The following is a 26,526-nucleotide window of genomic DNA, read 5'->3' on the forward strand; positions in this document are numbered from 1 at the left end:
GCGATAGAGGAGTGCGATGATGCAGCGATTGATGATGTTCGGTTTGATTGTGTCTGTTATGCTCCAGGCGTCTTTGGCGCATGCCGATTTGAAGTCCGCGGATCGTCGACTGAATGATCTTTATGGTCAGGTTGTGAATGCCTTGTCGGATGAAAATCAAGCGCAGCTCAAGGAAAGCCAGCGCAACTGGATCAAGTATCGCGATAGTGAGTGCCGCTATCAGCAGGCAAACTATGGGATTATGGTTTCTGAAGTGGATTGCAAGGAGGTCCTGACACGTCAAAGAATTGGACTTTTGAGCCAACAGCTTGGTTGGTTGAAAAAAATTGGCCAGCAGGACAATTCCGATACAGCGATTGATTGCAAACAGGAGATTGGTGCGAAAGCGGCAAACATTCTTGTCAATCAATGTAAGGAAATTTCACCCGCTACCAACCCGCCATGCAATTCGAGCAATTCGTGCGATTTAATCAGGGATGAAATTAAGCGCGGTTGCGGCATGGTAAGCGGCAAAAAACCGTCTTATTGCCAGTAGCCCCATCCTCTGTGGGTGGGCTTCACCTCATCAGGTAGAAGGCCCTAATCAACGAGTAGAGCATCAACTTTCACCTCTGCTAATGCGGGTGTCTTTTTCGCGCGCCATTTTGGATAAGGCAGTAATTGCTCTCACTAAACATGTATGAATAAAACATCGTTTTGATTGATTTAAGTAAAACGCGGCTTGTTGAAAATACCACGAGATGTTAGTCGAAATGCGGATAGGACGATGTAAGCAATTCATGTCGATCCGTGAAATGCGCGGCCTTCCAACGTCAGTCAAGTCTCAACTCAACTAAATGATTGTAAAGGCCGCCGTATGATCAATTCCGCTCTGGAATGGTCCGTTCCACTATTGATCCTTGTTTGCGGTACTGGCCTGATTGTCGCTGCCCGATTCGGCTTTCCTACAATTCTATGGGGCCGTGGATTATGCTTGCTGGGCGCTGGCTACGGCCTGATGCTCTTTCGAACTGCCACGTTCTCTGCTGTTAAACCTTTGGGCGAGGACTTGCTCATTCTGGCAGGCGTAGCGGTATGCTGCCATGCGCTCGTTGTGCATTTCAAAATGCCAGGGAAGCCAGTTCTTAATGTCAGTGTTATCGTTATTTTTCTCAGCGCAGCCGCATTATCGCTGGCGCTTTTTCAAAGTGTAAGGCTTGAAACATTATCGATACTCAGTGGTAGCGCGTCGCTGATATTGGCTTCTCTCTGGCAGGTGAGAACAAAGAAGAAATCCTCTTCCGAGAATGTAATTTTTGTAACTTTCATCGCGATATTCGGCTTTCTTTTAATTCAGGGTGTTGTCTATCTGTTTTTGAGCGATGCCGCGCCTGAGGTCGGCTTTTGGAGCCGTTCGTTCTGGGGCGTTATGCTGCAGTTTACGGGTCTTTTCGGCGGCGTTATGCTAACGTTTTCAATTGTGCTTGCGGTGAGCATTGATGTGATCAACGGCTATCGCGATATGGCTCATACGGACTCGCTCACGCGCGTTCCAAATCGAAGAGGTCTGCAGGCATTCCTGCGCTCCTATCAGCTGACCCGAGGGGCGGTCGAGCCGATGACAATCATTCTGGCGGATATTGATCACTTCAAAACGGTGAATGATCGATTTGGCCATCACGCTGGCGATATGGTCCTGGCCGATTTTGCACAATTGTTACAAGAACGAGCGGGCCGAGGAAGCTGCGTAGCGCGCTTGGGTGGGGAGGAATTTGTTGCTCTGTTGCCTGGAACCTCAGCTATGCTTGCGGCCACTCTAGCAGAGGATCTGCGCCAGACATTTGCAGCAAGACGGTGGCGCCATATATCTGTCGATTTGCAGCTAACGGTAAGCCTTGGCGTAACCGTTCTCGAACACGGCGAGCCGTTCAAATCGGCGATCGCCCGGGCGGATGGTTATCTTTATCGTGCCAAGCAACAGGGGCGAAACCGCATCGTGAGAGATCAGGCGGCGTAATCGGGCAATGTTTCCGCCGTACCTATTGGTTTGCAGGGCAAACGCCCACTTTATTCTCGAAAGGGAAAAATCGCATTGTGTGTAGTGTCGTGCCGCGTGACAGCGCGGGCAATGCGTGCCATAGGGGGGCCACGTTATCACAAGGCCTCCCATACTCATGATCCGTATCGACAATATCAGCAAGTCGAACAGCCACCGCATTCTGTTCATTGAAACCTCTGCCGCGCTGAATCGTGGCGAAAAGATTGGTCTTGTCGGACCAAATGGCGCTGGCAAAACAACGCTTTTCCGCATGATCACCGGTGAAGAATTGCCGGACGAAGGTCAGGTCACGGTCGAAAAAGGTGTGACGATCGGTTATTTTAACCAGAATGTTGGTGAAATGGGCGGACGTTCAGCGGTCGCTGAGGTGATGGCCGGGGCCGGGCCAGTTAGCATCGTTGCAGCAGAATTGCGCGAGCTTGAAGCGGCAATGTGCGATCCTGATCGTCTTGATGAGATGGACGCTATCATTGAACGATACGGCGAAGTGCAGGCTCGCTATGAGGAACTCGATGGCTACGGGCTGGATGGCCGTGCCCGTGAAGTTCTGGCCGGTTTGAGTTTCAGTCAGGAAATGATGGACGGCGATGTCGGCAAATTGTCCGGCGGCTGGAAAATGCGCGTGGCGCTAGCCCGCATTCTGTTGATGCGGCCCGATGTGATGCTGCTCGACGAACCGAGCAACCATCTGGATCTTGAAAGTCTGATCTGGCTGGAAGCTTTCCTCAAGAATTACGATGGTGCGCTGCTGATGACATCGCATGATCGCGAATTCATGAATCGCATCGTCACCAAGATCATCGAAATCGATGGCGGCTCGCTCAATTCCTATTCGGGCGATTATGCCTTTTATGAAGGCCAACGCGCGCTGAACGAAAAACAGCAACAGGCCCAGTTCGAACGTCAGCAAGCAATGCTGGCCAAAGAAATCAAGTTCATTGAACGGTTCAAGGCACGCGCGTCTCATGCCTCGCAGGTGCAGAGCCGCGTGAAGAAGCTTGAGAAAATTGATCGTGTGGAACCGCCACGTCGCCGCCAGACGGTTGCATTCGATTTCTTGCCAGCCCCGCGTTCGGGCGAAGATGTGGTCAGTCTTAAGGGCGTCAACAAAACCTATGGGAGCCGTACGATCTATGACGGGCTGGATTTTATGGTTCGCCGTCGTGAGCGTTGGTGCATTATGGGCGTCAACGGCGCCGGTAAATCGACGTTGCTCAAGCTTGTCGCAGGTGCAGCGGAACCGGATCAAGGTATTGTTAATCTCGGCGCCAGCGTAAAACTCGGCTATTTTGCGCAGCACGCGATGGATATTCTGGACGGCGACAGCACTATTCTCGAATGGCTGGAGCAGCGCTTTCCGAAGGCAGGACAGGCTCCTTTACGCGCGCTTGCTGGCTGCTTCGGCTTTTCGGGAGATGATATCGAGAAGAAATGCCGCGTGCTGTCCGGCGGCGAGAAAGCCCGACTGGTCATGGCCGCGATGCTGTTCGATCCACCGAACTTTCTTGTGCTCGACGAGCCGACAAACCATCTCGATCTCGACACCAAGGAAATGCTCATCAAGGCGCTTTCAGCATATGAAGGCACGATGCTTTTCGTATCGCATGACCGTCGTTTTTTGGCCGCGCTTTCCAATCGCGTGCTGGAACTCACGCCGGATGGTATTCAGCAATATGGCGGCGGCTACACCGAATATGTTGAAAGCACCGGTCAGGAAGCACCAGGTCTGCATGTGGGATAAAGACGAAGCCTTTCTCCGTGAGCTATGCTGTTCGAGCCGCTTGGCGGCTCGGAAGACAGGCTCGGTCCTGGAGGGCGTTGGATACTGATGGGGCTTTGATCAGCAGCTATAATTTTAAAACCGACAGTACTTCGACGTTGCGGTCCTCTTTTAAATCGCTGAGATCACGCCCAAGTGACTTCATATAAGAATCGCGTTCGATATTGAGTTTGATAATTTCGTCTTCGTATCGGGTTACAACAGCAGTCAGCCAACGGTTTACAAGAAAATCTGGATCCGCAAGTTCGACGTTGAACCGATCGAGATAGGCGTTGGTTGTCTCCGCGTCATACCATTGGCCGCCAACCACCCATTGATTGACGGTAAAAAGCCGTTGCAGCTTGCCGCGCGCATCGACGCCGAGAGCAATGAGGTGACATGGCGAACTTTCGCGTCCGTCAGGGCGCACGAAACAATGAAAATGCCCGTGCTCGCCCTGGCTTCCAGCGTCGTCATGACAATGATAATACCACTGAGCGCCTGAGGCCTGGTCATAGACATCCTTTTCAGGATAATGCTTCCATGTTTTGAGACCTTGCGACGGCAATATTCTGACGAGCACACTGGAACCCGATTTCGCGAGAATATTTTCGCAATAGGCCATTTCCTGCGCCGCTCGCTCCTTTGCCGGTGACAACATCAAAGTGCTCCCGCTGAACAGGGATTTCCGCCAGATGCAGCGTTAGGTCGAACTGCCGGTTCGGGCGTCGGTGCCGTTCCGCCGCTATACTCGTCGGCGAGATCGTCATAGCTGCGCTGTCCCGGCGCTTTCGGTACAGCTGCCGCGCAGGGGTTGAAGCTCTCGTCATGGGCAAGCGTCGGTTTCGGTGCCTCGCTGGTTGCATAGTCGGCTGCGATTGCACCAAGGACGGTGACGAGCGAAGCACCAAAAAGGAGAGTGTTCTTCTTGCTCATTTTCTCTTGAATCCATCGAGGCCGAATAATGGGCGCAAAGCAATTCCCAGAAGGCTTCCCAAGAATGCCATGACAAACCACACCCAGCCGTGCAGACTGCCGGACGCGATGCCGCTGAAAAGCGCCCCGATATTGCATCCGAACGACAGGCGCGCACCATAACCCATCAGCAGACCGCCGAGAACCGCGGCAAGATACGAGGCGAAATGCACTTTCGCTTTCTCTGCAAATTTGCCAGCCAGCGACGCGGCCAAAGCCGCACCGAGAATGACGCCGAAATTCATCACCGATGTCACGTCGAAGAGAACGCTCTGGTTTAAGGCACGTGCCTGCGCCGGATTCTGCCAGAAGGCCCAACTCTCGACAGGAATGCCGGCGGCGTTGAATATTTTTGCACCCCACAAGCCGAAACCATAAGTCACAGACCAGGGATGCCCAGCGAGAAAAAGCGTCAGTACGTTGCCGACAGCAAGTACCAAAGCCGCAACGATCAGCGGCCAGGGTCCATGGAGAAACCTTGCCGGAGTTAAATCTGCAAGGCCATGGAAAACAGATTCAATATTGCCATGCTTGCGCTTTTCGAGCGTGGCGAGAATGCCGATGATGGCGGCGATTCCGATCAGCGTCACTGCAGTACCCAAAAGCGGGCCAAAAGAACCGCCTAGCGTTATGAGGGGAAGCGATGGCAGGGAGAGCCAATACGGGAGATGTGCAGTTCCAACCGCCGCGCCGATAATGAAGCCCGACAACGTCAGCAACATACGGCTACTTCCGCCTCCGACGGTGAACAGGGTTCCAGAGCCGCATCCACCGCCGAGTTGCATCCCGAGGCCGAAGATGAAAGCTCCCAAAATGACCGATACACCAACCGGTGCCCAGGCGCCAACGAACGAATGATCAAAAGGGTTCAGTCCATTCAGCAGCGGTATAAAGATAAGTGCGGTCAAGCCGATCATCAGGAATTGCACTCGCATGCTTCTGGAACGGCCTTCTGTGGCAAAACGCTTCCAGCCGCCCGTGAAGCCGAACGAAGCATGGTACAATGCAAGGCCGAGCATACCGCCAGTCACGAAAAGCATCGCTTGCGTCAGGCTGATGAGTGTGCCGATCACAGCGATGCCAGCACCCATTACCACCAGAACAGTCAGGAGAGGTGGAACATTCACGTTGGACGATTGGGGCAGCGTATTTGCCGCAAAAAATGCCATAATATTTCGTTCCTCTATACTCCCGTTCTTATCCCACGAATGCTCTCTTTCGGAAAATAAATACGATCCCGAAAACCGGCGTTTCGGAAAAATTTTCCGCGGATTATGCGCGATATTAAGTAGTTTCTTCCTTTAGTGCGGATGTTTCACTGGCTATTTTCCAACGGGTAATCTGAAAGGATCGCGCTGTGAAACCGAGACCGTTCCGCGAAGCCATTGTCGCTTTCGCACTTCTTTTCTCTTCAATCTGCTCCGCCACAGCAACAGTTCCGGCTTATGCCGAGGAGCAACGCGCTCAACTGGTTCAATATACGCCCAACACGGACCTTAAGGCTCTCGCTGCCAACGGAAAGACGGTTGTATTCTTCTTTGCGACCTGGTGCCCGAATTGCATTTTGACCCTGACGGAACTCAAGGAGAAATGGAACGAGGTATCGCCCGATATCACGTTGGTGATTGCGGATTACGATCAGGAAGCTGCGCTCAAAGCCGAATATGGTGTTACTTATCAGGACAGTTTCGTCCTTCTGGATAAGAATGCAAAAAGTGCAAAACTTTGGAATGCAGGTGGTGTCGCCGGTTTGAACGAGAACACACGGCCATAATGAGCCTCCTTTTCGCTTTTGTCGCCGGTGTGGTAACTATACTTTCGCCTTGTGTATTGCCGCTTTTGCCGGTCATTCTCGCCAGCACAGCGCTGGATGGTCGGTCACGTCCCGTTGGCCTCATCATTGGCTTCGCGGTTTTCTTTACCGTCATTACCCTGCTTTTAAGCGTTTTTGTTCGCCAGTTCGCTGTATCGCCGGACGTTCACCGCACGTCTGCTGCGATCATCTTCATCGGGCTGGGGTTCATTCTGGCGATACCTTCCCTCAAGGCCGCCTTCGAAATAATGACGTCCCGTATCGTCGGGCGGTTCGCACCGGCGGGCAGAGAGGCGAGTGGTTTTGGGGGCGGGTTCATGACTGGAGCCGGACTGGGCCTCGCATGGACGCCATGTGTCGGCCCTATCATGGCCTCCGTGATTACGTTGGCACTCAATCAGCAGACCACCATGGCGTCCGCCCTAACTGCAATGGCTTTCAGCCTGGGTACGGCCATTCCGATGGGGATCATCGTTCTTCTTGGAAGCCGGGTTTATAACCGCCTAGGGTTTCTCAAGAGACACAGCGCCACAATCCAGCGAGCTATGGGGGTGCTTATACTGCTCGTTGGCCTTGCAATCTGGTTCGGCTTTGATCGTTCAATTCAGGCAATTTTGTTTCAATGGTTTCCGGGTTGGGACAGCGCTCTCACAAGCTGGGAAAAAGCAGCGGCAAAATGAGTTTTCCAGAACCGCCGTTCAGGAAAACAATTTACCCCCAACAGCCGGATAATTGGCAGGCTATTCATTGTTTTGATCGTCGCTTTCGTGAAAATTCATCCTGTAAGTTTCAGGAGATATCGCAATGTCGACCCAATCAGTAAAAAGCCTTCTAGCCGCCAGTGCTCTGTCGGTACTGTTCCTCGGTGCCGCTCCGGTGATCAACACGCTCATCCCGAATTTGCCTGTCAGCGCCGAAGCGTTTGCTCAGGAGGCGGTAACTCCGATCATTGTCAACGGGGAGCAGTTCAAAGCGCTGGTCGACACGGGAGCTAAGATCGTTGATTCACGCCAGCCTGCCGCTTACGCAAAAGGACATATTCCAGGCGCGGTCAATTTGCCTTGGGCAAAGCTCAATGTTTCGGAACGCGACGGCATTCGTAACGAATTTGCTGAAGATTCAGTCTTTGAAGATGTGATCAGCACTGCCGGTTTGAAGGCAGGCGACACGCTGGTCATCTATGACACCAATTCCCTGCCAGGTCGCGCATTCATCGCGCTCGAATATGCTGGCTTCAAGAATATCCATGTCCTGGATGGCGGTGTGGGGGCATATTCGGGCGACCTCTCGACTGAAGCCGTGACGGTTGAAAAGAGTGATTTCAAACTTACCGACAAGCACGATGTGCGCGTTGACAAGGCTTATGTTGAATCGAAGCTCAAAGCCCAAGACACGGTTATTGTCGACGGACGCAATGCCGACGCCTTTGTCGACGGTCATATTCCCGGCGCCAAATCGGTTGTGGCAGCCAATCTTTTGACACAGGACAAAAAAGTCCAACCCGAAGATGTGATCAACAATCTGCTGGCAGCGCGTGGTATCGACAAGAGCAAGGAAATTCTTTCTTATTGCGGTAGTGGTGTCGCGGCCGCCAACAACTATATCGCCCTGCGTAATCTCGGTTATACTAATGTGCGCATCTATGATGAAAGCTGGGACGAGTGGAGCCGTGACCCGAAGGCAGGGCAGTCGCTAGCATTGGGAAACTACACCTTCTCAGGCGATGAGGTTTCTTCCGGCTCCAAAGAAACTGGCCCGCATTTTCTAACCGAAGCGCAGGTCAAGGAACAAGCGAAAGATCCCCAGGTGGTTGTCGTCGACGTACGCTCGCCATCAGATTACAGCGCCGGCCAGATTCCAGGTTCGGTGAATGTGTTCTGGGACGCGACACTCGATGAAAATCGCGTGCTTAAAAAGCCGGAAGACTTGAAGAAAATCTACGCTGAAGTCGGCGCGACGCCGGACAAGAAGGTTATTCTCTTCACGCGCGGCGGCGTGCAGTTGACCCACAGCTATACGGTGCTTTCCCTCCTTGGCTTTAAGAATGTCGATTTCTTCACCGGCAAATTTGAAGGTTGGGAAAACGGAGCCTTGAAAAAGGGCTGAAGTCTTTCCACACTATTACAGATAACCCCGTCGCCAACTGTCGATGGGGTTATTGCGTTTAGCGCACAGCTTACTGGCTGGATCGAAACTTCCGTTCTCGATTGAACAAAGCGGGGCCGATCCCATGGCCTCAGTATTGCAGTATCCAGGACATGCTTCTTATTGCTATTATATGAATGCAGAAAAAGGACATTAGGAAAAACAATTTATATTATCCATAGAATTAGTGTAATATTGTTCGTGCTTTCCTAAAGCCCGGCATATCCTCGCCCTTCAACATCGAATTCGCCTGCAAGCCATTGCGGGACGTGAAGAGGGCACGAATGACCAAGATTGGATTAAACGGGATTTATGCGGCCTGTATTATCGGGCTTATGGCTGCAAGTTCGGTCGCTGCATATGCGCAGACCCCGGTTAAAGGTGGCACATTTACTGTTGCTACGAATGGTCAGGAGCCAGCCTGCATTGATCCACTCATTAATGCGACGGCAGGGGTGATCGTATCGCGAAACTATTCGGATTCGCTTGTCTGGCAGACCGAAGACGGAAAATTTCTCCCATGGCTCGCTGAAAGCTGGACCATATCCGACGACGGAAAGGTTTACACCTTCAAAATCCGCAAGGGTGTGACGTTCACGGATGGAGCCAAGCTCGACGCTCAGGCGGTGAAAACAAACTTCGACTATATCGTCAATCCCAAGACGAAATCGCAGCTCTCAATGGCCTACTTCAAGCCTTATGAGAAATCTGTCGTGATCGACAACGACACGCTCGAAGTTCACCTCAAACAGCCATACAACTCCTTCATCAACATTCTCGCACAGTCCTATTTCGCACTTTTGTCGCCCAAGCAGATCACTGAAAAACCGGAAACAACCTGCGATGCGCCGATTGGCTCCGGCCCCTTCAAGATCGTGAAGTGGAACAAGAATAGTAACATCGAATTCGTCCGCAATGACGATTACAATTGGGGTCCTCCTGGCAGCCATGAAGGGCCAGCTTATGTGGAGAAACTCGACCTGCTCTTCATTGGAGAAGATCAGATCCGTTATAATTCATTGCTGAATGGTGAGATCGACGCCGTCGATTTTGTGCCGCCTGAGAATGTCGAGGAGATCAAGCAAAACCCGGATTTCGGCTTTATCCGGGCAATTCGTCCGGGCACGGCCTATTCCTGGCACCTCAACAATTCCAGGCCACCCTTCAACGATCCGCTTGTCCGCAAGGCCTTATTGAACTCGATCGACCGCGCGACGATTGTTGCGGCGTCTTCGTTTGGACAATGGGAACTCTCCGATTTTCTAACATCATCCACCCCCGATTTCGCCGCCAATCTCGGCAAGCATCTGACCTATGATCCAGATCAGGCCAACAAGTTGCTGGATGAGGCGGGTTGGACAGAGCGGGATTCCGATGGTGTTCGCAAGAAGGACGGAAAACGGCTCGAAGGCTTCATTCCCCTTGATGGCACCAATGCGTCGCGCAAGCGATTGGCCGAGCAGGCACAGGCTGGTGCGCGCGCCGTTGGCTTTGATCTGAAAATTGAACTTTTGCCCTGGCAGCAATTGTCGGAACGCCAGCTCAAGGGCGATTACGATGTCAATGCAGGGCTTTGGTCGTCAAACACCGCAGATATGTTGTGGTTGAGGTTTTCCAGCAAAAACATTTCCGATGGAAAGGTTTTAGGCCAAAACGCAGCATATTTCAGCGATCCTACCTTTGATGATCTGGTCGAGAAAGCCCGGCAGTCCGGGAACCCGGAGGAACGCAAGGTGCTCTATCGGCGGGCGCAGGAACGTCTCGTCGAGCTGGTGCCTAGTGTGCCGCTTTACGGCGATCCGCGCACAGCAGCATTCCAGAAGCGGGTGAAGGGCGTCAAATTCGACTATGCCTATCTACAGCCCTATTGGTTCGACGTCTGGCTGGACGACGCGGCCCTATGAGTAATTTCCTTTCCCATATGGGCTGGCGCCTGCTCCAAGGCGTTGGCGTCATGTTCGGCGCGGCGGCGCTTACCTTTGTTGCCGCGCGCATGGTTCCCGGAGATCCGGCGCAAGCGATTGCTGGCGGCCCGGAAGCCTCTCCTACGCCCGAAGTGCTGGCGCAGATCCGGGCCGAATATGCACTGGATGCGCCGCTTGTGACCCAGTTCGTTCAATATGTGACAAAATTCCTGTCCGGCGATCTCGGCATGTCTTACCGGCTGAATATTCCTGTCCGGGACGCCATCATCGAGCAGGCGTGGCCGACACTTGCGCTGGCGTCCTCGGCCGCGCTGATTGCGGTTGGGCTTTCCGTGATTCTGGCGCTGGCAACGGCGGGCCGCAACCCGGTTATCAGAGCCGTTTCTTCGGCGATTGAGCTTACATTTGCGTCGATGCCGACTTTCTGGCTGGGACTCCTATTGCTCACGATTTTCTCCTACAAGCTCGGATGGCTGCCGGCGATTAGCAGAACACATCCACTGGCATTGGTGCTGCCCGCACTGACACTGGCGCTGCCATTGGCAGGCTCCATGACGCAGGTGCTGCGCCAGGCCTTGGAGGAGGGGCTGGACCAGCCATTCGTATTGAGTGCGCGAGCGCGCGGGCTGGGCGACTGGAGCATTCGCACCGGCCACGTTCTGCGCCATGCATTGCCGCCTTACCTCACGATGGCTGGGTATCTTGTGGGCAGCTTGCTTGGCGGTACTGTCATTACCGAGATGCTGTTCAATCGTCAGGGCATCGGCAAGTTGTTGTTGCATGCCGTGCTGGGGCAGGATCTTCCAGTGGTCATGGGTGTGGTGCTTCTGGCTGCACTCGTCTTCGTGACAATCAATCTGATCGTGGATCTGCTTCATCCGTTCATCGATCCGCGTTTGAGGAGTTTTGCCCAATGACGGCTTACGACACATTGGTCATAGAACCTGCGGAATATGTTCGACAACGGTCAAGATTGGGCGTTGTGTCTGTCTTCCTATCTTGGGTTTATCGTCATGCGGCCCTCTCGCTATCGGGCGCTATGCTGCTGCTATTGATCGTGAGCGCACTTTGGCCTTGGCTGCTGGCCCCATACGATCCATTTGCCGTTGATACGCATAATATCCTCGCTGCGCCTTCATTCGATCATGTGTTCGGCACCGACGAAAATGGTCGAGATGTGCTCAGCCGTATCATCTATGGCGCGCAAAGTTCACTCCGGCTGGGCTTCGGCGCTGTGCTTATTGCGTTGGTGGGCGGTATTGCGCTTGGCCTCGCGGCGGCACTGGGCAATCGTCTGGCGGATATCCTTGTTATGCGCACCGTCGATGTCGGCCTGGCATTTCCGGAATTGCTTCTGGCATTGATCGTAATTGCGCTGATAGGGTCGGGGTCAGATAGCGCACTGATTGCAATCGGCATCGCAACGATCCCAAGCTATGCGCGGCTCACACGGGCGCAAGCGCTCGGAGTGAGCAGATCATCTTATGTCGAGGCCGCACATGCGCTCGGGCTCGGTTATTCACGTGTTTTGTGGCGCCATATCCTGCCGAATGCGGTGCCGCCTATCCTCGTTGTCGCCGCGATCGGCGTGGGTACGGCAACACTTGCGGGCGCTGCGCTCAGCTTCATCGGTCTTGGTGTGTCTCCGCCTGAACCGGAATGGGGATCGATGCTGGCGGCGGCCCGCAACTTCCTGCGCCAAGCGTGGTGGTACGGAACTTTTCCAGGCTTTGCTATCATCCTTCTCGTTATTTCGACCTCCGTTTTTGGACGCCAGCTGCAAAAACGTCTGGAGGGCAGAGCATGAAGCAAGATCAAGGCCCGAATAGTGCGGAAACACTTATCGATGTTTCACGCCTGAAGGTCAGCTTCGTTGGCGTGCATGAACCGGTCGTGAAGGACATCTCGTTCTCAATTGCGAAAGGTGAATGCTTGGCAATCGTTGGGGAATCCGGTTCCGGCAAAAGCGTCACGGCGCGGTCGCTTATCGGCTTGGCAGGCCGCAAGGCAATCGTCTCCGGCGAACGACTGGCTTATAAGGGCGCAAATCTTCTCGCAAGCAATGATCGCTCCTGGCGGCGGATACGCGGCGCGGAGATTGGTTTTGTGTTGCAGGACGCGCTGGTTTCTCTTGATCCACTTCGCACCGTGGGAAGGGAGATTGCAGAAGCGGCTCGTGTGCATAATCCCGTTCTTAAGGGCAAAGTGCTCGAGACATTTGTGGTCGACCTTTTGAGCCGGGTGGGAATTCCCGAACCTGCTCGCCGTGCGCGCCAGCTGCCCTCAGAACTCTCTGGCGGTCTACGCCAACGGGCGCTGATTGCGACAGCCCTCGCTGGCAATCCCGATCTTCTTATCGCTGACGAGCCAACAACAGCACTTGACGTCACCGTTCAAGCGCAAATCCTTTCGCTTTTCGAGACATTGAAACAAGCTGGAAAAGGGCTATTGGTAATCAGTCACGACCTCGCGGTCGTCAGTCGTCTGGCCGACCGGATTGCCGTTATGAACAATGGTCGGATCGTTGAGATCGGAATGGCAGATCAAGTTCTGTACGATCCGCAAGATGACTATACGAAGCTTCTCATTGCAGCGGTCCCGACTGGAAAACCTCGTGGCGCGCGCCTATCGGCAAGGTCAGCGCCGCCAGCTGTAGTGAAACATTCAGCACCGGCTCAGGTCGTGGCCCGGGTGGAGAGTGTCAGCAAACGCTTCCACAGTGCAAATGCTGCCGGGCGAAATGCGGTTGAATCCGTTTCTTTCGAATTGCGGGAGGGGGAAACTCTCGGCGTCGTCGGGGAGTCCGGCTCCGGTAAGACCACAACATCGCGCATTCTGCTCGGGTTGACCCAACCGGATAGCGGCTTGGTGGAGATCGGAGGCAAGAACTGGTCGTCGCTTCGGGGGCGTGAAAGGCTGGAGCTGCGCCGGGGAATTCAGGTCATCTATCAGGATACGCTAAGCTCATTTGATCCGCGCTATTCGGTGGGGCGAACGCTCGATGAAGCCATCTCCGTTGCCGGTATTACGCGCGCAGAAACCCGAAAACGACGCGCAATTGAACTTCTCGATTCAGTCGGCCTGAATGCGTCCTTTCTTGACCGGTTCCCAATCGAAATGTCTGGTGGACAGCGCCAGCGCGTCTCCATCGCGCGGGCGCTCGCGCCAGAGCCGAAAGTCATTGTCTGCGACGAGCCGGTTTCCGCATTGGATGTCTCGGTGCAGGCACAGGTTCTGGATCTTCTCGCGGACCTTCAGGCTCAGACCCGTGTGGCCTATCTTTTCATCTCGCATGATCTTGGCGTGATCAACCACATCAGCGACCGCGTGATCGTCATGAAGGACGGGCGGATTGTCGAAGAAGGCGAGACCTTCCACACCATGACGCACCCACGTCACCTCTACACTATGGAACTGATGGCCGCGATCCCGCGCATCAAAGGCTCCAGCCAAGCAGGAATACATGCATGAACGCTTCGACCCTGTCTGCGCGTATTGAACGCGCTTCCAACCCCATTGAATATTCCTTCGACACTGCAGCAGAGATTTTTCGACCGATTTTCCGTCGCATTGCTGAGGGAACGCTTGACCGCGAACAGCAACGTCGTTTGCCTTTCGAACAGGTTGGCTGGCTCAAGGAAAAACGCTTTGGTGCTTTGCGGGTGCCGCAGCAATTTGGCGGTTACGGATTGGATCATCGCAGCTACCTCCAGTTGCTGATAGAACTGGCGGAGGCTGATCCTAACGTAGCGCATCTTTTTAGAGGCCATTTCGCTGTGGTTGAGGAAAAGCTCGCCGAACCGGATGCCCGCCGGCGAGCCCTATGGCTGGAAAGGCTTGGGCGCGGAGATATTGTCGGCAATGCATCGACAGAACCCGGTGACGGCGCCGTTGACAAGAAGTCCACACGCCTCGTGGAAAGTGATGGTGTGTGGAAACTGAGTGGCACGAAGTTCTACACGACCGGCAGTATCTTCGCTGATTGGATCGATGCGTCGGCGCGGCGTAGCGACGACGAACATGTGTCTGTCCTTGTCAACCGCAATCACCCTGGTGTGGCAATCGCCGATGATTGGGATGGCTTCGGCCAGCGGCTCACGGGAACGGGGACCGGTGTGTTTTCGGACGTTCCGGTCGAGGATGACGCGATTGTGGTGCGTTCGCAACGACTTCCTTATCTGGGCGCTGTCTATCAGACGGTCCTGCTTGCGGCACTCGCTGGTATTGCGCGATCCATAGCGAATGAAACGGCGGTCCACTTGAAAACGCGCAAGCGCATATATAGCCACGGCAACTCGGATCTCGCGAAGGATGATCCACAACTCAAACAGGTGGTCGGCGAAATTGCTGCGGCTGCTTATGCCGCGGAAAATCTTGTGCTTTCGACCAGTAGCGGTTTCGCGGAGGCTCAGGCGGCGGTTCTCGCACGCAATCCCGAACTTGCCAAGGCGACGGCACAGAAGTTGGAGATCGACGTGAACAAAGTACAACTTGTCATTGCCGATCTCGTCCTGCGTGCGGCAAGCCGCCTCTTCGACGCGTTGGGCGCATCCGCTGTACGGATCGAAAATGGCCTTGATCGCCACTGGCGCAACGCCCGCACTATTCTCTCGCACAATCCTTTGGTCTATCGCGCACGCATCGTTGGTGACTATCACGTCAACGACAAGCTCCCAGAACTTGCCTGGAGTGTCGGTATAGCCCCTGGGCCGAAGGGAAACTGATCATGGCCGAACTTCTTTTCAATGCTTTCGTGATGAACACCGCCTCGCATATCCAGCACGGCCTCTGGCGGCACCCAGACGCCAGACAAGCCGATTTCGAGGATGTCGATGTCTGGATCATTCTTGCCAAGACGCTGGAAGCAGGATTTTTCGACGCGATGTTCTTTGCTGATGTCGTTGGGCTCTACGGACCGTTGCACGGTGATTATGAAGTCAATGCGCGCGAAGGGCTTCAGATTCCAAGCAATGATCCTTCTGTGCTTATGTCGGCACTCGCCGTCCATACCGAGCATCTGGGGCTCGCATTCACCAGTTCGGTTCTGCAGGCGCATCCTTACGAGTTCGCGCGGCGGATTTCCACGCTCGATCACATTTCCAAAGGTCGGATTGCCTGGAACATTGTTACCAGCACACAGGAAAATGCTGCCCGGAATTTCGGCCTCGATCGCTTGACTGATCACGATGAACGTTACGTCTGGGCCGAAGAATATCTGGACGTTGTCTATAAGCTCTGGGAAGGGTCATGGGACGAAGGCGCGTTGCTGAAGGATCGCGAGCGTGGCGTGTTTTCCGATCACACCAGGATTCACAAAATCCATCATGTCGGTCAACGCTATCGTGTCGAAGGTCCTCACTTGCCGTCGCCATCGCGCCAGCGGACGCCACTCTTGTTTCAGGCAGGGTCTTCGGGAGCAGGGCGAGCATTCGCCGCTCGCCACGCCGAGGCACAGTTTATCGCGCCACCGAACCCTGCGGCGGCTGCGGAACTCATCGCGGATACCCGGCGTCTTGCGCAGAGTTTTGGACGGCGGCCTGAGGACATCAAGTTTTTCCAGGGATTTTCGTTCGTTGTGGGAAGTACCGAGGAAGAGGCTCGTCGCAAGGAAGCGGAACTTGATGACTATCTGAGCGGAGAGGCCTTTCTCGCTCATTCCAATCTGGGTGTGGATCAGAACACGGGACGGCCATACCCGCCAGATATGCCACTTGCGGAAATCCGAACGAATGGTGGCCATAGCCATATCGAATGGCTCCGCAAAGCGACACCCGGACGCGAACCTACCGTGGCCGATCTTGGTCGGCTCACCTCACGCCGCCATGCACGGCTTGTCGGAACGCCCGACCAGATTGCAGACGGACTTGAGACTTGGCGCGCCGCGGGCATTGACGGCGTCAATCTTATCAATTGGATGATCCCTGGTTCCTATGAGGAATATAACGCACATGTTCTTCCGACACTGCAAAAGCGGGGCCTTGCCAAACGCGAATATGCAGACGGCTCGCTACGCGCCAAGATGTTTGGATCAGACCGTCTTAATGAACGCCATCCAGCCATACGATACAAAGGCGCCTTTTCTTACCCTGCCGAAGCGGTCAAGATCGCAAACGGCTGAGTGAGCAATATTCGACGTCAAAGCAGAAAGCGTGGTCTGTAAGGGTCGATTCTGCTTTGACGCACCCCGTAGCGGGAAAGCTAAGTCGCTACTCTCCGCAGCGACTTCTCTATTTCTCCGCCGCAATATGAAGTGCCATAATCATTGAAGCTTTTGGTACTCAGCGCAGCCAGTGAGGGTATTTCCTGCACTCGTTTGGAAAGACTCCATATCGTTGGAGAGGTCTCTTCAATGATGGCTTCAATTTTAGCGAAACGGTCAGCCATCGTAGACCAGAGAATTGAAGTCACTATATCGGCGACGCCGGGTTTTTCGGTTCCCAGGATAAACCCTTCATTCGTAGTGAGCCCGTTTCGCCTGCCCGTGTCTTGAAAAATGCGAATCCACTTTTGCAGCCGGGGAACGAATTCATTCCACTTTTCACCTGTCCACATTTCGCGGCCGCCATCGAGCGTCAGTTCATCGATGACATCGTTGGCATCGTTTACAATCTTGGCAGTAAGGGCCCGGCCTTCGATGGTTGACGGCAGGAGTTCCAGCCTTTCCCCGAGATAGATGGCGATTGCGGGCATTTGCGATACTGCAAAATTTTGCAGGCGATCAATCAGTATTGGCGGCCCCATAAATGCAATCGGCTGCTCCTCTGCATCAAGGCCCATGACTTCTTCGATTTCGTCGAAACTGTGTTCGTCCCAGGAACATTCGGCATAGGCTAAAATTCCTCGAATAAATTGGCCACGGAAGGGTACGGGCCAGTAGTAAAGATCAAAATCGCTCAATTCCCACTCTCCTCTGCGCACATTTCAGGAATAACTGGCCAGATCTGCCGAGGTTCCACGTGCCGGAGATATCCAAGTCCGAAGCTCTCAGGTCGGCCTTGAGCGTTGAAAATTCGCCTGCAGCCTCGATTGCTTTCTGGGTCCGTTCCTGATTACCGATGGTGCCGTCAGCCCTGGCCCCGGAATGTGTGTCCGGTCAGGCGCTCTGTCATCCAGCACAACCCGGACCTTGCCTTTTTCTTGCCGGACGCAATGCGGCATTGTCCGTTCCCCATGTGTATCTCTGACATCCCCTGATCCGCGAACAACGACCGGCAGATGGGCCGCCGAGCTATGTGAACCCGCGCGACCATTTCGTCGATGTTACTCCAAACGTTCGCGGGCGCCGAGCGATAACTCTTTCAAGATAATCGCGCATGAGGTCGCTCCCGCATCGAGTACGCCCAATGATCTCTCGCCAAGGCGACTTGCTCTGCCGACCTTGGCCACGAGGTTGATTGTGGAATCGCGTCCCTTTTCGGCCGCTTCGACGAGCGCATCCAGCGCATCCGAAAAGGATTTTCCGGAAGTGTTCGCGTCATCGAATGCTTCGATGGCCGGGACAAGTGTGTCCAGCAGCGTCTTGTCCCCAACCTTTGCCGAACCGATAGATCGGACACCCTCCAGGCCAGCGTGCAACATGCGGCCGAAAGTGTCCGGGTCAATCTCATCGACGCCGTCAATTTTTTCCGCGAATTCGGTGAACATCACACCGTAAAGCGGTCCCATCGAGCCGCCTATTTCGGTCAAAAGAACAGTTCCAAGCGTATCAAGCGAGGCTGCAAGCGTTTCGCCTTTGCCCTTCAGGCGTTCGGCAGCCATGTTGAAGCCCTTGGCCATGTTGACGCCATGGTCACCGTCACCGATCTTGCCGTCGATCTCGCTCAGATAAGCGCGGTTTTCCACGATCCGTTCGGCCATGGCGAGGACAATAGCGCCAGCTTTTGCGTTGTTCAGGGTCTGCACGGCTTTCTCCTTACAGAATGGTTGTGCAGCGCACTTCGACATCGAGCAGCTGCTTCAGCTCATCATCAAGCGCCATGACAGTCAGTGTCGCGCCAACCATTTCGAGGGAGGTGAAGTAATTGCCGATATAGGTGCGGTAGATCTTCAGGCCGTGCGCGGTGATTTCCGTTTCGATCGTATCGTTGAGGATATAGAGTTCGTTTAACGGCGTCGCACCAAGACCGGATATGAGAACGGCGACTTCCGTGCCTTCGGCAAGTTTGTGATCGTCGAGAACGATGTGGCACATCTCCCGGGCTATCGCGTCAGCGGTCTTGAGCGGTTCCACACGAACTCCAGGTTCGCCATGATGGCCGATACCAACTTCCATAGTGCCCGGCGCAATTTCGAAATTGGGGTGGCCGACGGCAGGCAAGGTGCAGGGACCAAGGCCGATCCCGATGGAACGGCAATTGTCGATGGCTCTTTGTGCCGTTGCGCGCACTTCTTCCAGCGTTGCACCGGATGCCGCTTTGGCGCCGCCGATTTTCCACATGAAGATTTCACCGGCCACGCCGCGACGCTTTTCCCGTTCGTCGACTGGTGCGGAACACACGTCGTCATTGGCGACGACGGTTGCAATTTCGATACCGTCTTTTGCCGCAAGCTTGGCTGCCAGTTTGACGTTCATGTTGTCGCCAGCATAATTGCCGTAGAGAACCACGACGCCCTTGCCGCCGTTGGATTCCCGAATGGCGTCATGAAAACTTTTTGCCGTCGGTGAAGAGAATAGCTCTCCAACAGCCACCGCATCGAGCATGTTTTTGCCGGTATAGCCGATGAATGCCGGCTCGTGGCCCGATCCGCCGCCGGTCACCACGCCGACCTTGCCAACAATGGGCGCATCCTTGGCGACGATGACACGCGGATTTTCAGCCTGACGCACAATGTCGGAATGAGCTTTGACAAAGCCCTTTACAGTGTCCTCAACTACTTCGTCGGGGTTGTTGATGAAACGCTGCATGTGGCCTCCTGTCAGATGATCGAGCGCTAGGCTCGGAGGATTTTATAACCATCGCTGATCTTCCCGTCGAGGGGAAGGCGACCTTTTCGCCGGAGGCAAAAGGGATACGGAAAACAATGGCTCGTCGCGAAAATTCTGTCGTCCCTGAAGTGCTGATTTTATGCCCGAGGACATGCGGACGAGACGAAGGATGTCACTAAACTCTTGTAATTCTAAAAATACAGTTGTAAATGTGCCGAAGATCTTAATGTGTAAAACGAAAATCATGGAGTTTCGCACATCGATTTGCGGGCAGGTGAGGTTGCCTGGCCTGATTTTGCTTAGGGAGGAATCTAATGAAAAAATTCGCTACTTTGCTGGCGCTTGCCGCCTTTGCATTGCCGACTGTCGCAATCGCGCAGGATGCGCCGGGAACGACGAAGAAGGATAGCTATCGCTTCGTTATCGTACCGAAGGTCGTGCATCCCTGGTTCGACAAGGTGAATGATGGCGCGCAGCAAGCTGCGGCGGCGCTCAAGGCGCAGACCGGCGCGAATGTTGAAATCGTTTATTCGGCTCCGCAGAGCGCGGATGTCGTACAGCAAAACCAGATCATCGACAGTGCGTTGGCAACACGTCCCGATGGCTTGGCGCTCGACTTGCTCGACCCGTCCGGCAATCGCGCTTCGCTCGAAGAAGCGCAGGGACAGAAGATTCCGCTCGTCCTGTTCGATTCCGTGCCGCCGGAAGGCATGGCGATCACCCATATCGGTTCCGACTTCTGCGAGCAGGCAAAGATCGCCGCGCGCCGTCTGGTCGAGGTTCTTGGCGGTGAAGGCGAAGTCGCGATCATGATGGGTGTGCCGACGGCGCCAAATCACTCGATCCGCGCCGATTGCCATCGTCAGGTTTTCGCCGAGCATCCGGGCATCAAGGTCGTTGCTGAAGGCATCGACAATGACAGCATCGAAACCGCTCAGCAGCAGGCAGCCGCAATCATGCAGGCCAACCCAAATCTGAAGGGCTGGGTCGCTTCGGATGCCGCAGGCCCGATTGGCATCGGTCAGGCTATTGTCGAAGCTGGCAAGCAAGGCAAGGTCACGCTCGTCGGCCTCGACAACCTGCCGGAAATGCTGGACATGATCCGCAACGGCGTTGCTGACAGTTCCTCGGCATCGCAGCCGGAATTGCAGGGTTACTGGTCGGTCATGGTGCTCTGGGCACAGGCAACTGGCGCTCCGGTTCCGGGCTATATCGATACCGGCAACGCATTCCTGACCAAGGAAAACGTGGGTAACTAATCCCACCGATCACGCTGTAGGAGCGCGGAGTCTCTCCGCGCTTCCTTTGTCCAATGCTGTCCAGGATGTCCCTCTATGGCTTATCTTGAAACGCGCGGCCTCGGCAGGGATTTTCCCGGTGTGACCGCTCTGGATGGGGTCGATCTCCAGATTGAGCTCGGACGCACCCATATTCTCGCTGGGGAGAACGGCGCGGGTAAATCCACCCTCGTGAAAATTCTGACCGGGACCGATCACGCATCGCGCGGTCAGGTTCTGATCGATGGGCGCGATCCTGTCTCCGATCCGACGCTCTATAAGAATGTGGCCTATGTTCCGCAGGAACTGACCCTGTTCCCACAGATGAGTGTGGCCGAAAACCTGTTCATGCCATTCAGCCGGACAGGTCACGGCGGTTTTCTGGTCAATCGCACCGCATTGATGGAAGAGGCCAAAACCTATCTGGATCGGTTCGGTATCGAAGCGCATCCCCATCAGTTGGTCGCCAATATATCGGTATCCGATCAGCAGCTTTTGCAAATCGCGCGCGCCTGCACCAATTCTCAGATGAAGGTTCTCATTCTGGATGAGCCAACATCGTCACTGACGCGTGTCGAGGTGGAGCGCGTTTTCAAGGTTATTCGAAGCCTGCTCGACCGCGACCATGCGATTGTGTTCATCAGTCACAAGATGGATGAAGTCTTCCAGATCGGGGATGATTATACGATCCTTCGCAATGGCACAAAGATTGAGAGCGGCAAGATCAGCGACGTGACGGAGGCGGATCTTATCCGCGCCATGTCTGGCCGCGATCTCGCGCTGGACGAGCATTTCCGACCGACGGGCGCGACCGGCGCGCCGATCATGGAAGTTCGAGGACTTTCGGGTCCGAGATTTGAGGATGTCAGCTTCGATCTGCGCAAGGGCGAGATTCTCGGGTTTGCTGGTCTGGTCGGCGCTGGGCGTTCGGAAGTCATGCAGACCATCTTCGGTTTTCTCAAGGCTCGAGCCGGAAGCGTGAAGGTCGAGGGCAAGGATTGGACGTTGAACGACACGTCGCGTTCTGTGGCGGGCGGCATGCTCTATCTTTCGGAAGAGCGTAAACACCACGGGATTTTTCCGCTGCTGTCGCTGCGCGAGAATATCGGTCTGTCGGTGCTTTCACTGACCAGCGGTTCGCTTGGCATCAACGACCGGCGCGAACGTAACATCGTTCAGAAGATCATCGACGATTACGGTATCCGCACCTCCGGCATGGGCAAGCGCATATCGCAGCTTTCGGGCGGTAATCAACAAAAGGCGATTATCGGGCGCGCCATGGCAACGCGGCCGCGTGTGCTGATCTTCGATGAACCGACCAAGGGCATCGATATTCGCACCAAGACCGAAATCTATCGGATCATGAAGAATCTGGCCGAGGAGGGCGTGGGTGTCATCCTGGTTTCCTCGGAACTGAACGAATTGAAGAAATGCGCAAGCCGTATCGTCACGATGCATAATGGGCGCATCACTGGCGACTATGACGCCACCGAAACCAACAATGAAACACTCGTAGGCGCGATCTTTGGAACAGAGGTAAAAGCCGATGCAAACTAAACCGCTTTCCAATCTGATACGCACGCCGCTTGCAGGCGTATTCTTTGCCCTTCTGGTGATTTTCATCCTGTCGGCGGTGATCTCACCTTACTTCCTCACGCCATATAATCTTTCGGTTGTTGCACGCGGATTGGCCTTTGTGGGGCTCATTACCATTGCCCAGTCCATGCTCATGGTATTGGGAGAACTCGATCTGTCGCTTGGCGTCATCGGCGGCTTGTGCGGTGTCGTCTCCGGTATCCTGATGGTCAAGCTGGGAATCGAGCCTTATACCGCCATGCTTCTGGCGCTGTGTCTCGGTGCTTGCCTCGGCCTGCTCAACGGCCTGCTGGTTACTGTCCTCGGCTTGCATTCGCTGGTTCTCACTATCGGTACAGCGGGTATTTTCGGCGGAGCCAATCTGGTGCTGACGCGCGGTGTCGCGATTACTGGCATCCCGCGTGATGTACAGTTTCTTGGACGTGGTGATCTCGTTGGTGTTCCGGTGCCGTTTCTGGTGATGATTGCCGCACTTCTGGTTGCAACCTTCGTGATGCTGAAAACGCCGTTTGGTCGCTATATGTACGCGATCGGCAACAATCGTGACGGTGCGCGTATGCTGGGTATTCGCGTCAATCGTGTGCGCCTTCTGGTGTTCGTCTTGGCGGGCGCTATCGCGGCACTGGCCGGGGTATTGATGGTGGCGCGTCTGGGAACGGCACAGCCGTCCATCGGCGATAGCTGGGTTCTGGCCCCGATTGCAGCCTCTGTCATTGGTGGTGTCGCCACCACGGGCGGCATCGGCAGCCCGATTGGAGCGATCCTCGGCGCGGGTATCATCGCGATCATCGAAAACATCATCGTGCTGTTTGGTGTCTCGCCTTACTGGCAGGGGATTGTATCCGGTGCGATTGTGGTTCTCGCTATTTCCTTTGATGCAATCTCGCGCCGCTATCTGCGACGCGATGCCAACTAGAGCATTTCCAGCAAAAGTACGTAGCGGTTTTGCGTCGGATAATGCGTAAAAACAAATAGATAGCGGTTCTCCGATTCCGTTTTAACCGGAACCGCTCTAAATCCGTCGCTAAAGTTTGATGAGAGATACGAACATGAATGAACAGATCAGAACAAAAAAGCTGATTAATGCGCCGGGAAACATTATTGCGGAATTGATCGAAGGCATGGTCGGCGCTCATCCCGATATATTGCGCGTCGAAGGCGAAACGGGGCGTGCGGTGGTGGCCGTCGATGGTCCGCGTGACGGCAAGGTCGGTATCGTTGTGGGTGGGGGCTCGGGACATGAGCCTGCTTTTGCTGGTTATGTCGGTCGCGGACTGGCCGATGCTGCGGCGGTTGGCAATATTTTCGCCTCGCCATCGCCATCGCATATAGCCGAGGCGGCGCGCGCGGCGGATGGCGGTGTCGGCGTTCTCATGCTTTACGGCAATTACACCGGCGATGTACTGAACTTTACAATGGCTGCGGAAGAACTGGCTCAGAGTGGCATGGACGTGCGCCATGTGGCTGTCGCCGACGATGTGGCTTCCGCACCGCCGGAGCGGAAGACGGAACGGCGCGGCATTGCAGGTGATTTCTTCGTATTCAAGGTTGCAGGGGCCGCCGCCGATCTCGGTGAACCACTGGCGCGCGTTGAAGCACTTGCGCAGGCCGCGAACGAGGCCACGCGTTCCATGGGGGTTGCGCTCAGCCCATGTTCCTTGCCGCAGACCGGCAAGCCGAATTTCACCATCGGCGACGAGGATATGGAAATCGGCATGGGGCTGCATGGCGAGCCGGGTATCCGTCGCGAAAAGCTTGCGCCTGCCGATGCCGTCACCGACGAATTGATGGCATCCATTCTGGAAGAACTGGCCCTCAAGCGCGGTGACCGCGTTGCAGTTCTGGTCAATGGACTTGGCGCAACATCGCAGATCGAGCTCTATCTGGTTTTCCGCCGCGTCAAGCAGTTGCTGGATGCCAAGGGCGTGAGCATCCACGCGTCCTGGGTGGGCGAATATGCAACATCGCTCGAAATGGCTGGCGCTTCCATTACGCTGATGAAGCTCGACGATACATTGCAGGCGCTGCTCGACCATCCGTGTCATACGCCCGCGCTGACGGTTGGCGCCGTGCAGCCGAAGGCGCGTCTGGCCGGTCGCAGCCACAAGGTGGAACATGCTGCAGAAACTCGCGAGCCCGCCCATGATGCGCCGCGTGAGCTAATCAAGGAAGGCGATGTTACGCCCGCCATTTTCAAGATCATGATGGCCAATGTCGGCGAGCAGATCATCGCCGAGAAAAACTGGCTATCGGAGCTGGACGGCGTTATCGGCGACGGCGATCACGGCATCACGATGGAGATCGGCTGGAAGGCTGTGCAGCACGCGCTGGAAGACGCACCGGAAGACGAAACCATTGAAGCCATCTGCAAGCGCATGGCCAAGGCATTTCTCGACGCGGTGGGTGCATCCTCGGGACCGCTCTACGCGACGGCATTCCTGCGCGCTGGCACTGCGGTCAGCAACCGCCTGAACCTTGATGGCGTGGGCATGGCCGATTGGCTGGCGGCGGCGTGTCAGGGCATTCGTGATCGGGGCCGCGCCGAGCCGGGCGATAAGACCATGATCGATGCGTGGGTTCCCGCTGTGGCTGCCGCTGCGGAGGCCGCAAAGCAGGGCCGCTCGACGCTGGATGTCCTTCTTGCGGCTCGTGATGGTGCAGAAGCCGGTATGAAATCGACGGCTGCCATGGAATCGCGTCGTGGTCGTTCCGCCAAACTCGGCGAGCGTTCAGTGGGCCACATCGATCCCGGCGCAGCATCGACATTTGTGACGCTGCGCGCCATGGCGGAAGCCTTGCAGACCGCTGCGAAGAAGTAAGAATTGCTGGAGAGTTTCCCTACAGGCGTCTTCGTTGGGCCACCTCTATGTTTAGTTTTACGCATGTCTCCCGAAGCCCGTTCCTATTTTCGGGAGACATGCTCTTGTTGCAGAGGCTGCTTAACGCGGCCCCTGCAACAAGGCCCGGGCTACGCCTTCATTGGTGACGAGACGATTGACATAGCCGCCGCGCAATATGGCGCGGATGATTGGAATTTTATTGAGACCACCAGAAACGAGTACCGAGACGGGTTTGAGTTTGAGCTTGTCCGGCGGCAGGGCAATGATTGAATCATTGAGAAAATGTTCGATTGGTCGTCCCTGAGCGTCGAGAAAACAACCCATAAATTCTCCGACGGCGCCAAGTTTCAGCACCGTATCGAGATTATCTTTGACAACCCGGATATGTGTCAGTGACGTTTCTTGCGTCAGCGGGCCGCATGAAACAAGCCCGATATCAGCAATTTCTGTTCTCGCCAGAACATCGGTCAGTTCATCATTGAGCAGCAGCGCATTGCGGCTTTCCGGGTTTGCGCAATAGATCGGCGCGGTCAGGTAGTGACATTCCACGCCCAATGCACGGGCAAAATCAGTGGCAACTTCGAATGTGTTTGTCGCCGAACCACTGGTGACGCCGCCTGTCAATCCGACCACCCAGCTCTCCGGCTTGGGACGTAGATGGAGCCTGCGGACGGCAAAGCTCAAGGTTCTGCCAGAGCCGATCCCGACGCCCATGTCGCGCCCTTCAATCAGTTCCGACGCCATCGTGCCTGCGGCTTCGCCGATAACCCGTTTCTGCTCGATATAATCGTCGAGATCGGGCACGACGACCGCCTCGACCAGATCGTATCGCGCCGCAACCTTCTCAGCCAGTTCAATGCAGTCGGTCAATGGCAGGTTGACGTTGACCTGCACCTGCCCCGACTCGCGCACATGCCCGATGATCTTGTTGACCTTGAGCCGGGTGATGTTCATCCGCTGTGCAATTTCTTGCTGGGTCTGCCCACCGATAAAATAGAGCCAGGCAACGCGCGCGCGCTCAAGCTCGTCATCCAGCGATCCGAAATCCTCGTTCATTTCCGTGCCTTGCACATTGCGCGCGCCTTCAGCTGCGATCTATCTCGAAACAGTATCTCCACTCATAGCAGGCATATCAATGCTGGCAACCGGCCAGTTTCGCAACGGCAGGACCCTTGTTCATGCATGGAATGGAATATGGTCGGTTTGAGAAGCATGATCGCCGCAATGAGGCA

23 protein-coding genes are annotated in these 26,526 nt (G+C 55.1%); 16 read left to right on the top strand and 7 right to left on the bottom strand.

The features are described from left to right. Positions 1-19 precede the first annotated feature (19 nt). The 3 genes from JAU75_RS13255 to JAU75_RS13265 all read left to right on the top strand — a co-directional run bounded on the left by JAU75_RS13255 (position 20) and on the right by JAU75_RS13265 (position 3,779). Positions 20-535, top strand: a complete 516-nt coding sequence (locus JAU75_RS13255; protein ID WP_247880478.1) for a lysozyme inhibitor LprI family protein — start codon at positions 20-22, stop codon at positions 533-535. Positions 536-856: 321 nt separating this feature from the next. Further along, on the top strand, positions 857-1,996 hold the full coding sequence (locus JAU75_RS13260; RefSeq protein ID WP_199056973.1) for a GGDEF domain-containing protein: 1,140 nt from the start codon (positions 857-859) through the stop codon (positions 1,994-1,996). Between the two features lie 157 nt (positions 1,997-2,153). After that, positions 2,154-3,779 carry an ABC-F family ATP-binding cassette domain-containing protein gene (locus JAU75_RS13265; protein WP_199056974.1) on the top strand — a complete coding sequence of 542 codons (1,626 nt, stop codon included), beginning with the start codon at positions 2,154-2,156 and terminating at the stop codon, positions 3,777-3,779. A 106-nt stretch (positions 3,780-3,885) separates the two neighbouring features. Here JAU75_RS13265 and JAU75_RS13270 read toward each other — a convergent pair whose 3' ends face one another. Genes JAU75_RS13270 through JAU75_RS13280 form a run of 3 tightly spaced genes read right to left on the bottom strand, consistent with a single transcriptional unit; the run spans position 3,886 to position 5,941 of the window. Continuing rightward, complete coding sequence (locus JAU75_RS13270; RefSeq protein ID WP_199056975.1) at positions 3,886-4,458, bottom strand: hypothetical protein; 573 nt, start codon at positions 4,456-4,458, stop codon at positions 3,886-3,888. After that, positions 4,458-4,733 carry a hypothetical protein gene (locus JAU75_RS13275; RefSeq protein WP_199056976.1) on the bottom strand — a complete coding sequence of 92 codons (276 nt, stop codon included), beginning with the start codon at positions 4,731-4,733 and terminating at the stop codon, positions 4,458-4,460. Before JAU75_RS13275 ends, JAU75_RS13270 begins: the two co-directional genes overlap by 1 nt. Continuing rightward, the gene (locus tag JAU75_RS13280; RefSeq protein WP_199056977.1) at positions 4,730-5,941 is read right to left on the bottom strand and encodes a YeeE/YedE family protein; all 1,212 of its coding nucleotides are present in this window, start codon (positions 5,939-5,941) and stop codon (positions 4,730-4,732) included. Before JAU75_RS13280 ends, JAU75_RS13275 begins: the two co-directional genes overlap by 4 nt. A 188-nt stretch (positions 5,942-6,129) precedes the next feature. Here JAU75_RS13280 and JAU75_RS13285 point away from each other — a divergent pair, with 188 nt between their 5' ends. The 9 genes from JAU75_RS13285 (at position 6,130) to JAU75_RS13325 (ending at position 16,773) form a co-directional block, all read left to right on the top strand. Further along, positions 6,130-6,546: a thioredoxin domain-containing protein gene (locus tag JAU75_RS13285; protein ID WP_199056978.1), complete on the top strand. Its 417-nt coding sequence runs from the start codon at positions 6,130-6,132 to the stop codon at positions 6,544-6,546. Next, the gene (locus tag JAU75_RS13290) at positions 6,546-7,265 is read left to right on the top strand and encodes a cytochrome c biogenesis CcdA family protein (protein ID WP_199056979.1); all 720 of its coding nucleotides are present in this window, start codon (positions 6,546-6,548) and stop codon (positions 7,263-7,265) included. The genes JAU75_RS13285 and JAU75_RS13290 overlap by 1 nt, the downstream gene beginning before the upstream one ends. A 124-nt stretch (positions 7,266-7,389) precedes the next feature. Beyond that, positions 7,390-8,691: a rhodanese-like domain-containing protein gene (locus tag JAU75_RS13295; protein ID WP_199056980.1), complete on the top strand. Its 1,302-nt coding sequence runs from the start codon at positions 7,390-7,392 to the stop codon at positions 8,689-8,691. A gap of 323 nt (positions 8,692-9,014) precedes the next feature. Continuing rightward, complete coding sequence (locus JAU75_RS13300; protein WP_199056981.1) at positions 9,015-10,634, top strand: ABC transporter substrate-binding protein; 1,620 nt, start codon at positions 9,015-9,017, stop codon at positions 10,632-10,634. Beyond that, the gene (locus JAU75_RS13305) at positions 10,631-11,572 is read left to right on the top strand and encodes an ABC transporter permease (protein ID WP_199056982.1); all 942 of its coding nucleotides are present in this window, start codon (positions 10,631-10,633) and stop codon (positions 11,570-11,572) included. Before JAU75_RS13300 ends, JAU75_RS13305 begins: the two co-directional genes overlap by 4 nt. Continuing rightward, positions 11,569-12,462 (top strand): ABC transporter permease, encoded by an 894-nt coding sequence (locus JAU75_RS13310; RefSeq protein WP_199056983.1) that lies wholly within the window; start codon positions 11,569-11,571, stop codon positions 12,460-12,462. Before JAU75_RS13305 ends, JAU75_RS13310 begins: the two co-directional genes overlap by 4 nt. Beyond that, positions 12,459-14,126 carry an ABC transporter ATP-binding protein gene (locus JAU75_RS13315; RefSeq protein WP_199056984.1) on the top strand — a complete coding sequence of 556 codons (1,668 nt, stop codon included), beginning with the start codon at positions 12,459-12,461 and terminating at the stop codon, positions 14,124-14,126. The genes JAU75_RS13310 and JAU75_RS13315 overlap by 4 nt, the downstream gene beginning before the upstream one ends. Further along, positions 14,123-15,379, top strand: a complete 1,257-nt coding sequence (locus JAU75_RS13320; protein ID WP_199056985.1) for an acyl-CoA dehydrogenase family protein — start codon at positions 14,123-14,125, stop codon at positions 15,377-15,379. Before JAU75_RS13315 ends, JAU75_RS13320 begins: the two co-directional genes overlap by 4 nt. 2 nt (positions 15,380-15,381) lie before the next feature. Then, positions 15,382-16,773: an NtaA/DmoA family FMN-dependent monooxygenase gene (locus tag JAU75_RS13325; protein WP_199056986.1), complete on the top strand. Its 1,392-nt coding sequence runs from the start codon at positions 15,382-15,384 to the stop codon at positions 16,771-16,773. 80 nt (positions 16,774-16,853) lie between these two features. Here JAU75_RS13325 and JAU75_RS13330 read toward each other — a convergent pair whose 3' ends face one another. From JAU75_RS13330 to JAU75_RS13340, 3 genes are all read right to left on the bottom strand, one after another. Beyond that, positions 16,854-17,552, bottom strand: a complete 699-nt coding sequence (locus JAU75_RS13330; protein WP_199056987.1) for a glutathione S-transferase — start codon at positions 17,550-17,552, stop codon at positions 16,854-16,856. A 363-nt stretch (positions 17,553-17,915) separates the two neighbouring features. Next, positions 17,916-18,557 (bottom strand): dihydroxyacetone kinase subunit DhaL, encoded by a 642-nt coding sequence (gene dhaL, locus JAU75_RS13335; RefSeq protein WP_199056988.1) that lies wholly within the window; start codon positions 18,555-18,557, stop codon positions 17,916-17,918. A 10-nt stretch (positions 18,558-18,567) separates the two neighbouring features. Next, on the bottom strand, positions 18,568-19,560 hold the full coding sequence (locus JAU75_RS13340) for a dihydroxyacetone kinase subunit DhaK (protein ID WP_199056989.1): 993 nt from the start codon (positions 19,558-19,560) through the stop codon (positions 18,568-18,570). 335 nt (positions 19,561-19,895) lie between these two features. Here JAU75_RS13340 and JAU75_RS13345 point away from each other — a divergent pair, with 335 nt between their 5' ends. The 4 genes from JAU75_RS13345 (at position 19,896) to dhaL (JAU75_RS13360) (ending at position 25,273) form a co-directional block, all read left to right on the top strand. Continuing rightward, a complete protein-coding gene (locus JAU75_RS13345) occupies positions 19,896-20,840 on the top strand; it encodes a substrate-binding domain-containing protein (protein WP_109365855.1) in 945 nt (314 codons plus the stop codon). Between the two features lie 75 nt (positions 20,841-20,915). After that, a complete protein-coding gene (locus JAU75_RS13350; protein WP_199056990.1) occupies positions 20,916-22,415 on the top strand; it encodes a sugar ABC transporter ATP-binding protein in 1,500 nt (499 codons plus the stop codon). Further along, a complete protein-coding gene (locus JAU75_RS13355) occupies positions 22,405-23,370 on the top strand; it encodes an ABC transporter permease (protein WP_199056991.1) in 966 nt (321 codons plus the stop codon). The genes JAU75_RS13350 and JAU75_RS13355 overlap by 11 nt, the downstream gene beginning before the upstream one ends. Positions 23,371-23,503: 133 nt before the next feature. Next, positions 23,504-25,273: a dihydroxyacetone kinase subunit DhaL gene (gene dhaL / locus JAU75_RS13360; RefSeq protein ID WP_199056992.1), complete on the top strand. Its 1,770-nt coding sequence runs from the start codon at positions 23,504-23,506 to the stop codon at positions 25,271-25,273. Positions 25,274-25,393: 120 nt separating this feature from the next. Here dhaL (JAU75_RS13360) and JAU75_RS13365 read toward each other — a convergent pair whose 3' ends face one another. Continuing rightward, positions 25,394-26,350 carry a sugar-binding domain-containing protein gene (locus JAU75_RS13365; protein WP_199056993.1) on the bottom strand — a complete coding sequence of 319 codons (957 nt, stop codon included), beginning with the start codon at positions 26,348-26,350 and terminating at the stop codon, positions 25,394-25,396. Between the last annotated feature and the right edge of the window lie 176 nt (positions 26,351-26,526).

It is taken from the genome of Ochrobactrum sp. Q0168 (assembly GCF_016427605.1).
In the GTDB taxonomy this organism is placed as follows: domain Bacteria; phylum Pseudomonadota; class Alphaproteobacteria; order Rhizobiales; family Rhizobiaceae; genus Brucella.

What these genes read in the sequence shown, in the direction of transcription:
- JAU75_RS13265 (WP_199056974.1), top strand. Translation starts at nt 2,154, where the DNA reads ATGATCCGTATCGACAATATCAGCAAGTCGAACAGCCACCGCATTCTG.
- JAU75_RS13340 (WP_199056989.1), bottom strand. Translation starts at nt 19,560, where the DNA reads ATGCAGCGTTTCATCAACAACCCCGACGAAGTAGTTGAGGACACTGTA.
- JAU75_RS13315 (WP_199056984.1), top strand. Translation starts at nt 12,459, where the DNA reads ATGAAGCAAGATCAAGGCCCGAATAGTGCGGAAACACTTATCGATGTT.
- JAU75_RS13365 (WP_199056993.1), bottom strand. Translation starts at nt 26,350, where the DNA reads ATGAACGAGGATTTCGGATCGCTGGATGACGAGCTTGAGCGCGCGCGC.
- JAU75_RS13320 (WP_199056985.1), top strand. Translation starts at nt 14,123, where the DNA reads ATGAACGCTTCGACCCTGTCTGCGCGTATTGAACGCGCTTCCAACCCC.
- JAU75_RS13255 (WP_247880478.1), top strand. Translation starts at nt 20, where the DNA reads ATGCAGCGATTGATGATGTTCGGTTTGATTGTGTCTGTTATGCTCCAG.
- JAU75_RS13305 (WP_199056982.1), top strand. Translation starts at nt 10,631, where the DNA reads ATGAGTAATTTCCTTTCCCATATGGGCTGGCGCCTGCTCCAAGGCGTT.
- JAU75_RS13345 (WP_109365855.1), top strand. Translation starts at nt 19,896, where the DNA reads ATGAAAAAATTCGCTACTTTGCTGGCGCTTGCCGCCTTTGCATTGCCG.
- JAU75_RS13260 (WP_199056973.1), top strand. Translation starts at nt 857, where the DNA reads ATGATCAATTCCGCTCTGGAATGGTCCGTTCCACTATTGATCCTTGTT.
- JAU75_RS13290 (WP_199056979.1), top strand. Translation starts at nt 6,546, where the DNA reads ATGAGCCTCCTTTTCGCTTTTGTCGCCGGTGTGGTAACTATACTTTCG.
- JAU75_RS13270 (WP_199056975.1), bottom strand. Translation starts at nt 4,458, where the DNA reads ATGTTGTCACCGGCAAAGGAGCGAGCGGCGCAGGAAATGGCCTATTGC.
- JAU75_RS13350 (WP_199056990.1), top strand. Translation starts at nt 20,916, where the DNA reads ATGGCTTATCTTGAAACGCGCGGCCTCGGCAGGGATTTTCCCGGTGTG.
- dhaL (WP_199056992.1), top strand. Translation starts at nt 23,504, where the DNA reads ATGAATGAACAGATCAGAACAAAAAAGCTGATTAATGCGCCGGGAAAC.
- JAU75_RS13355 (WP_199056991.1), top strand. Translation starts at nt 22,405, where the DNA reads ATGCAAACTAAACCGCTTTCCAATCTGATACGCACGCCGCTTGCAGGC.
- JAU75_RS13275 (WP_199056976.1), bottom strand. Translation starts at nt 4,733, where the DNA reads ATGAGCAAGAAGAACACTCTCCTTTTTGGTGCTTCGCTCGTCACCGTC.
- JAU75_RS13325 (WP_199056986.1), top strand. Translation starts at nt 15,382, where the DNA reads ATGGCCGAACTTCTTTTCAATGCTTTCGTGATGAACACCGCCTCGCAT.
- JAU75_RS13310 (WP_199056983.1), top strand. Translation starts at nt 11,569, where the DNA reads ATGACGGCTTACGACACATTGGTCATAGAACCTGCGGAATATGTTCGA.
- JAU75_RS13300 (WP_199056981.1), top strand. Translation starts at nt 9,015, where the DNA reads ATGACCAAGATTGGATTAAACGGGATTTATGCGGCCTGTATTATCGGG.
- JAU75_RS13280 (WP_199056977.1), bottom strand. Translation starts at nt 5,941, where the DNA reads ATGGCATTTTTTGCGGCAAATACGCTGCCCCAATCGTCCAACGTGAAT.
- JAU75_RS13295 (WP_199056980.1), top strand. Translation starts at nt 7,390, where the DNA reads ATGTCGACCCAATCAGTAAAAAGCCTTCTAGCCGCCAGTGCTCTGTCG.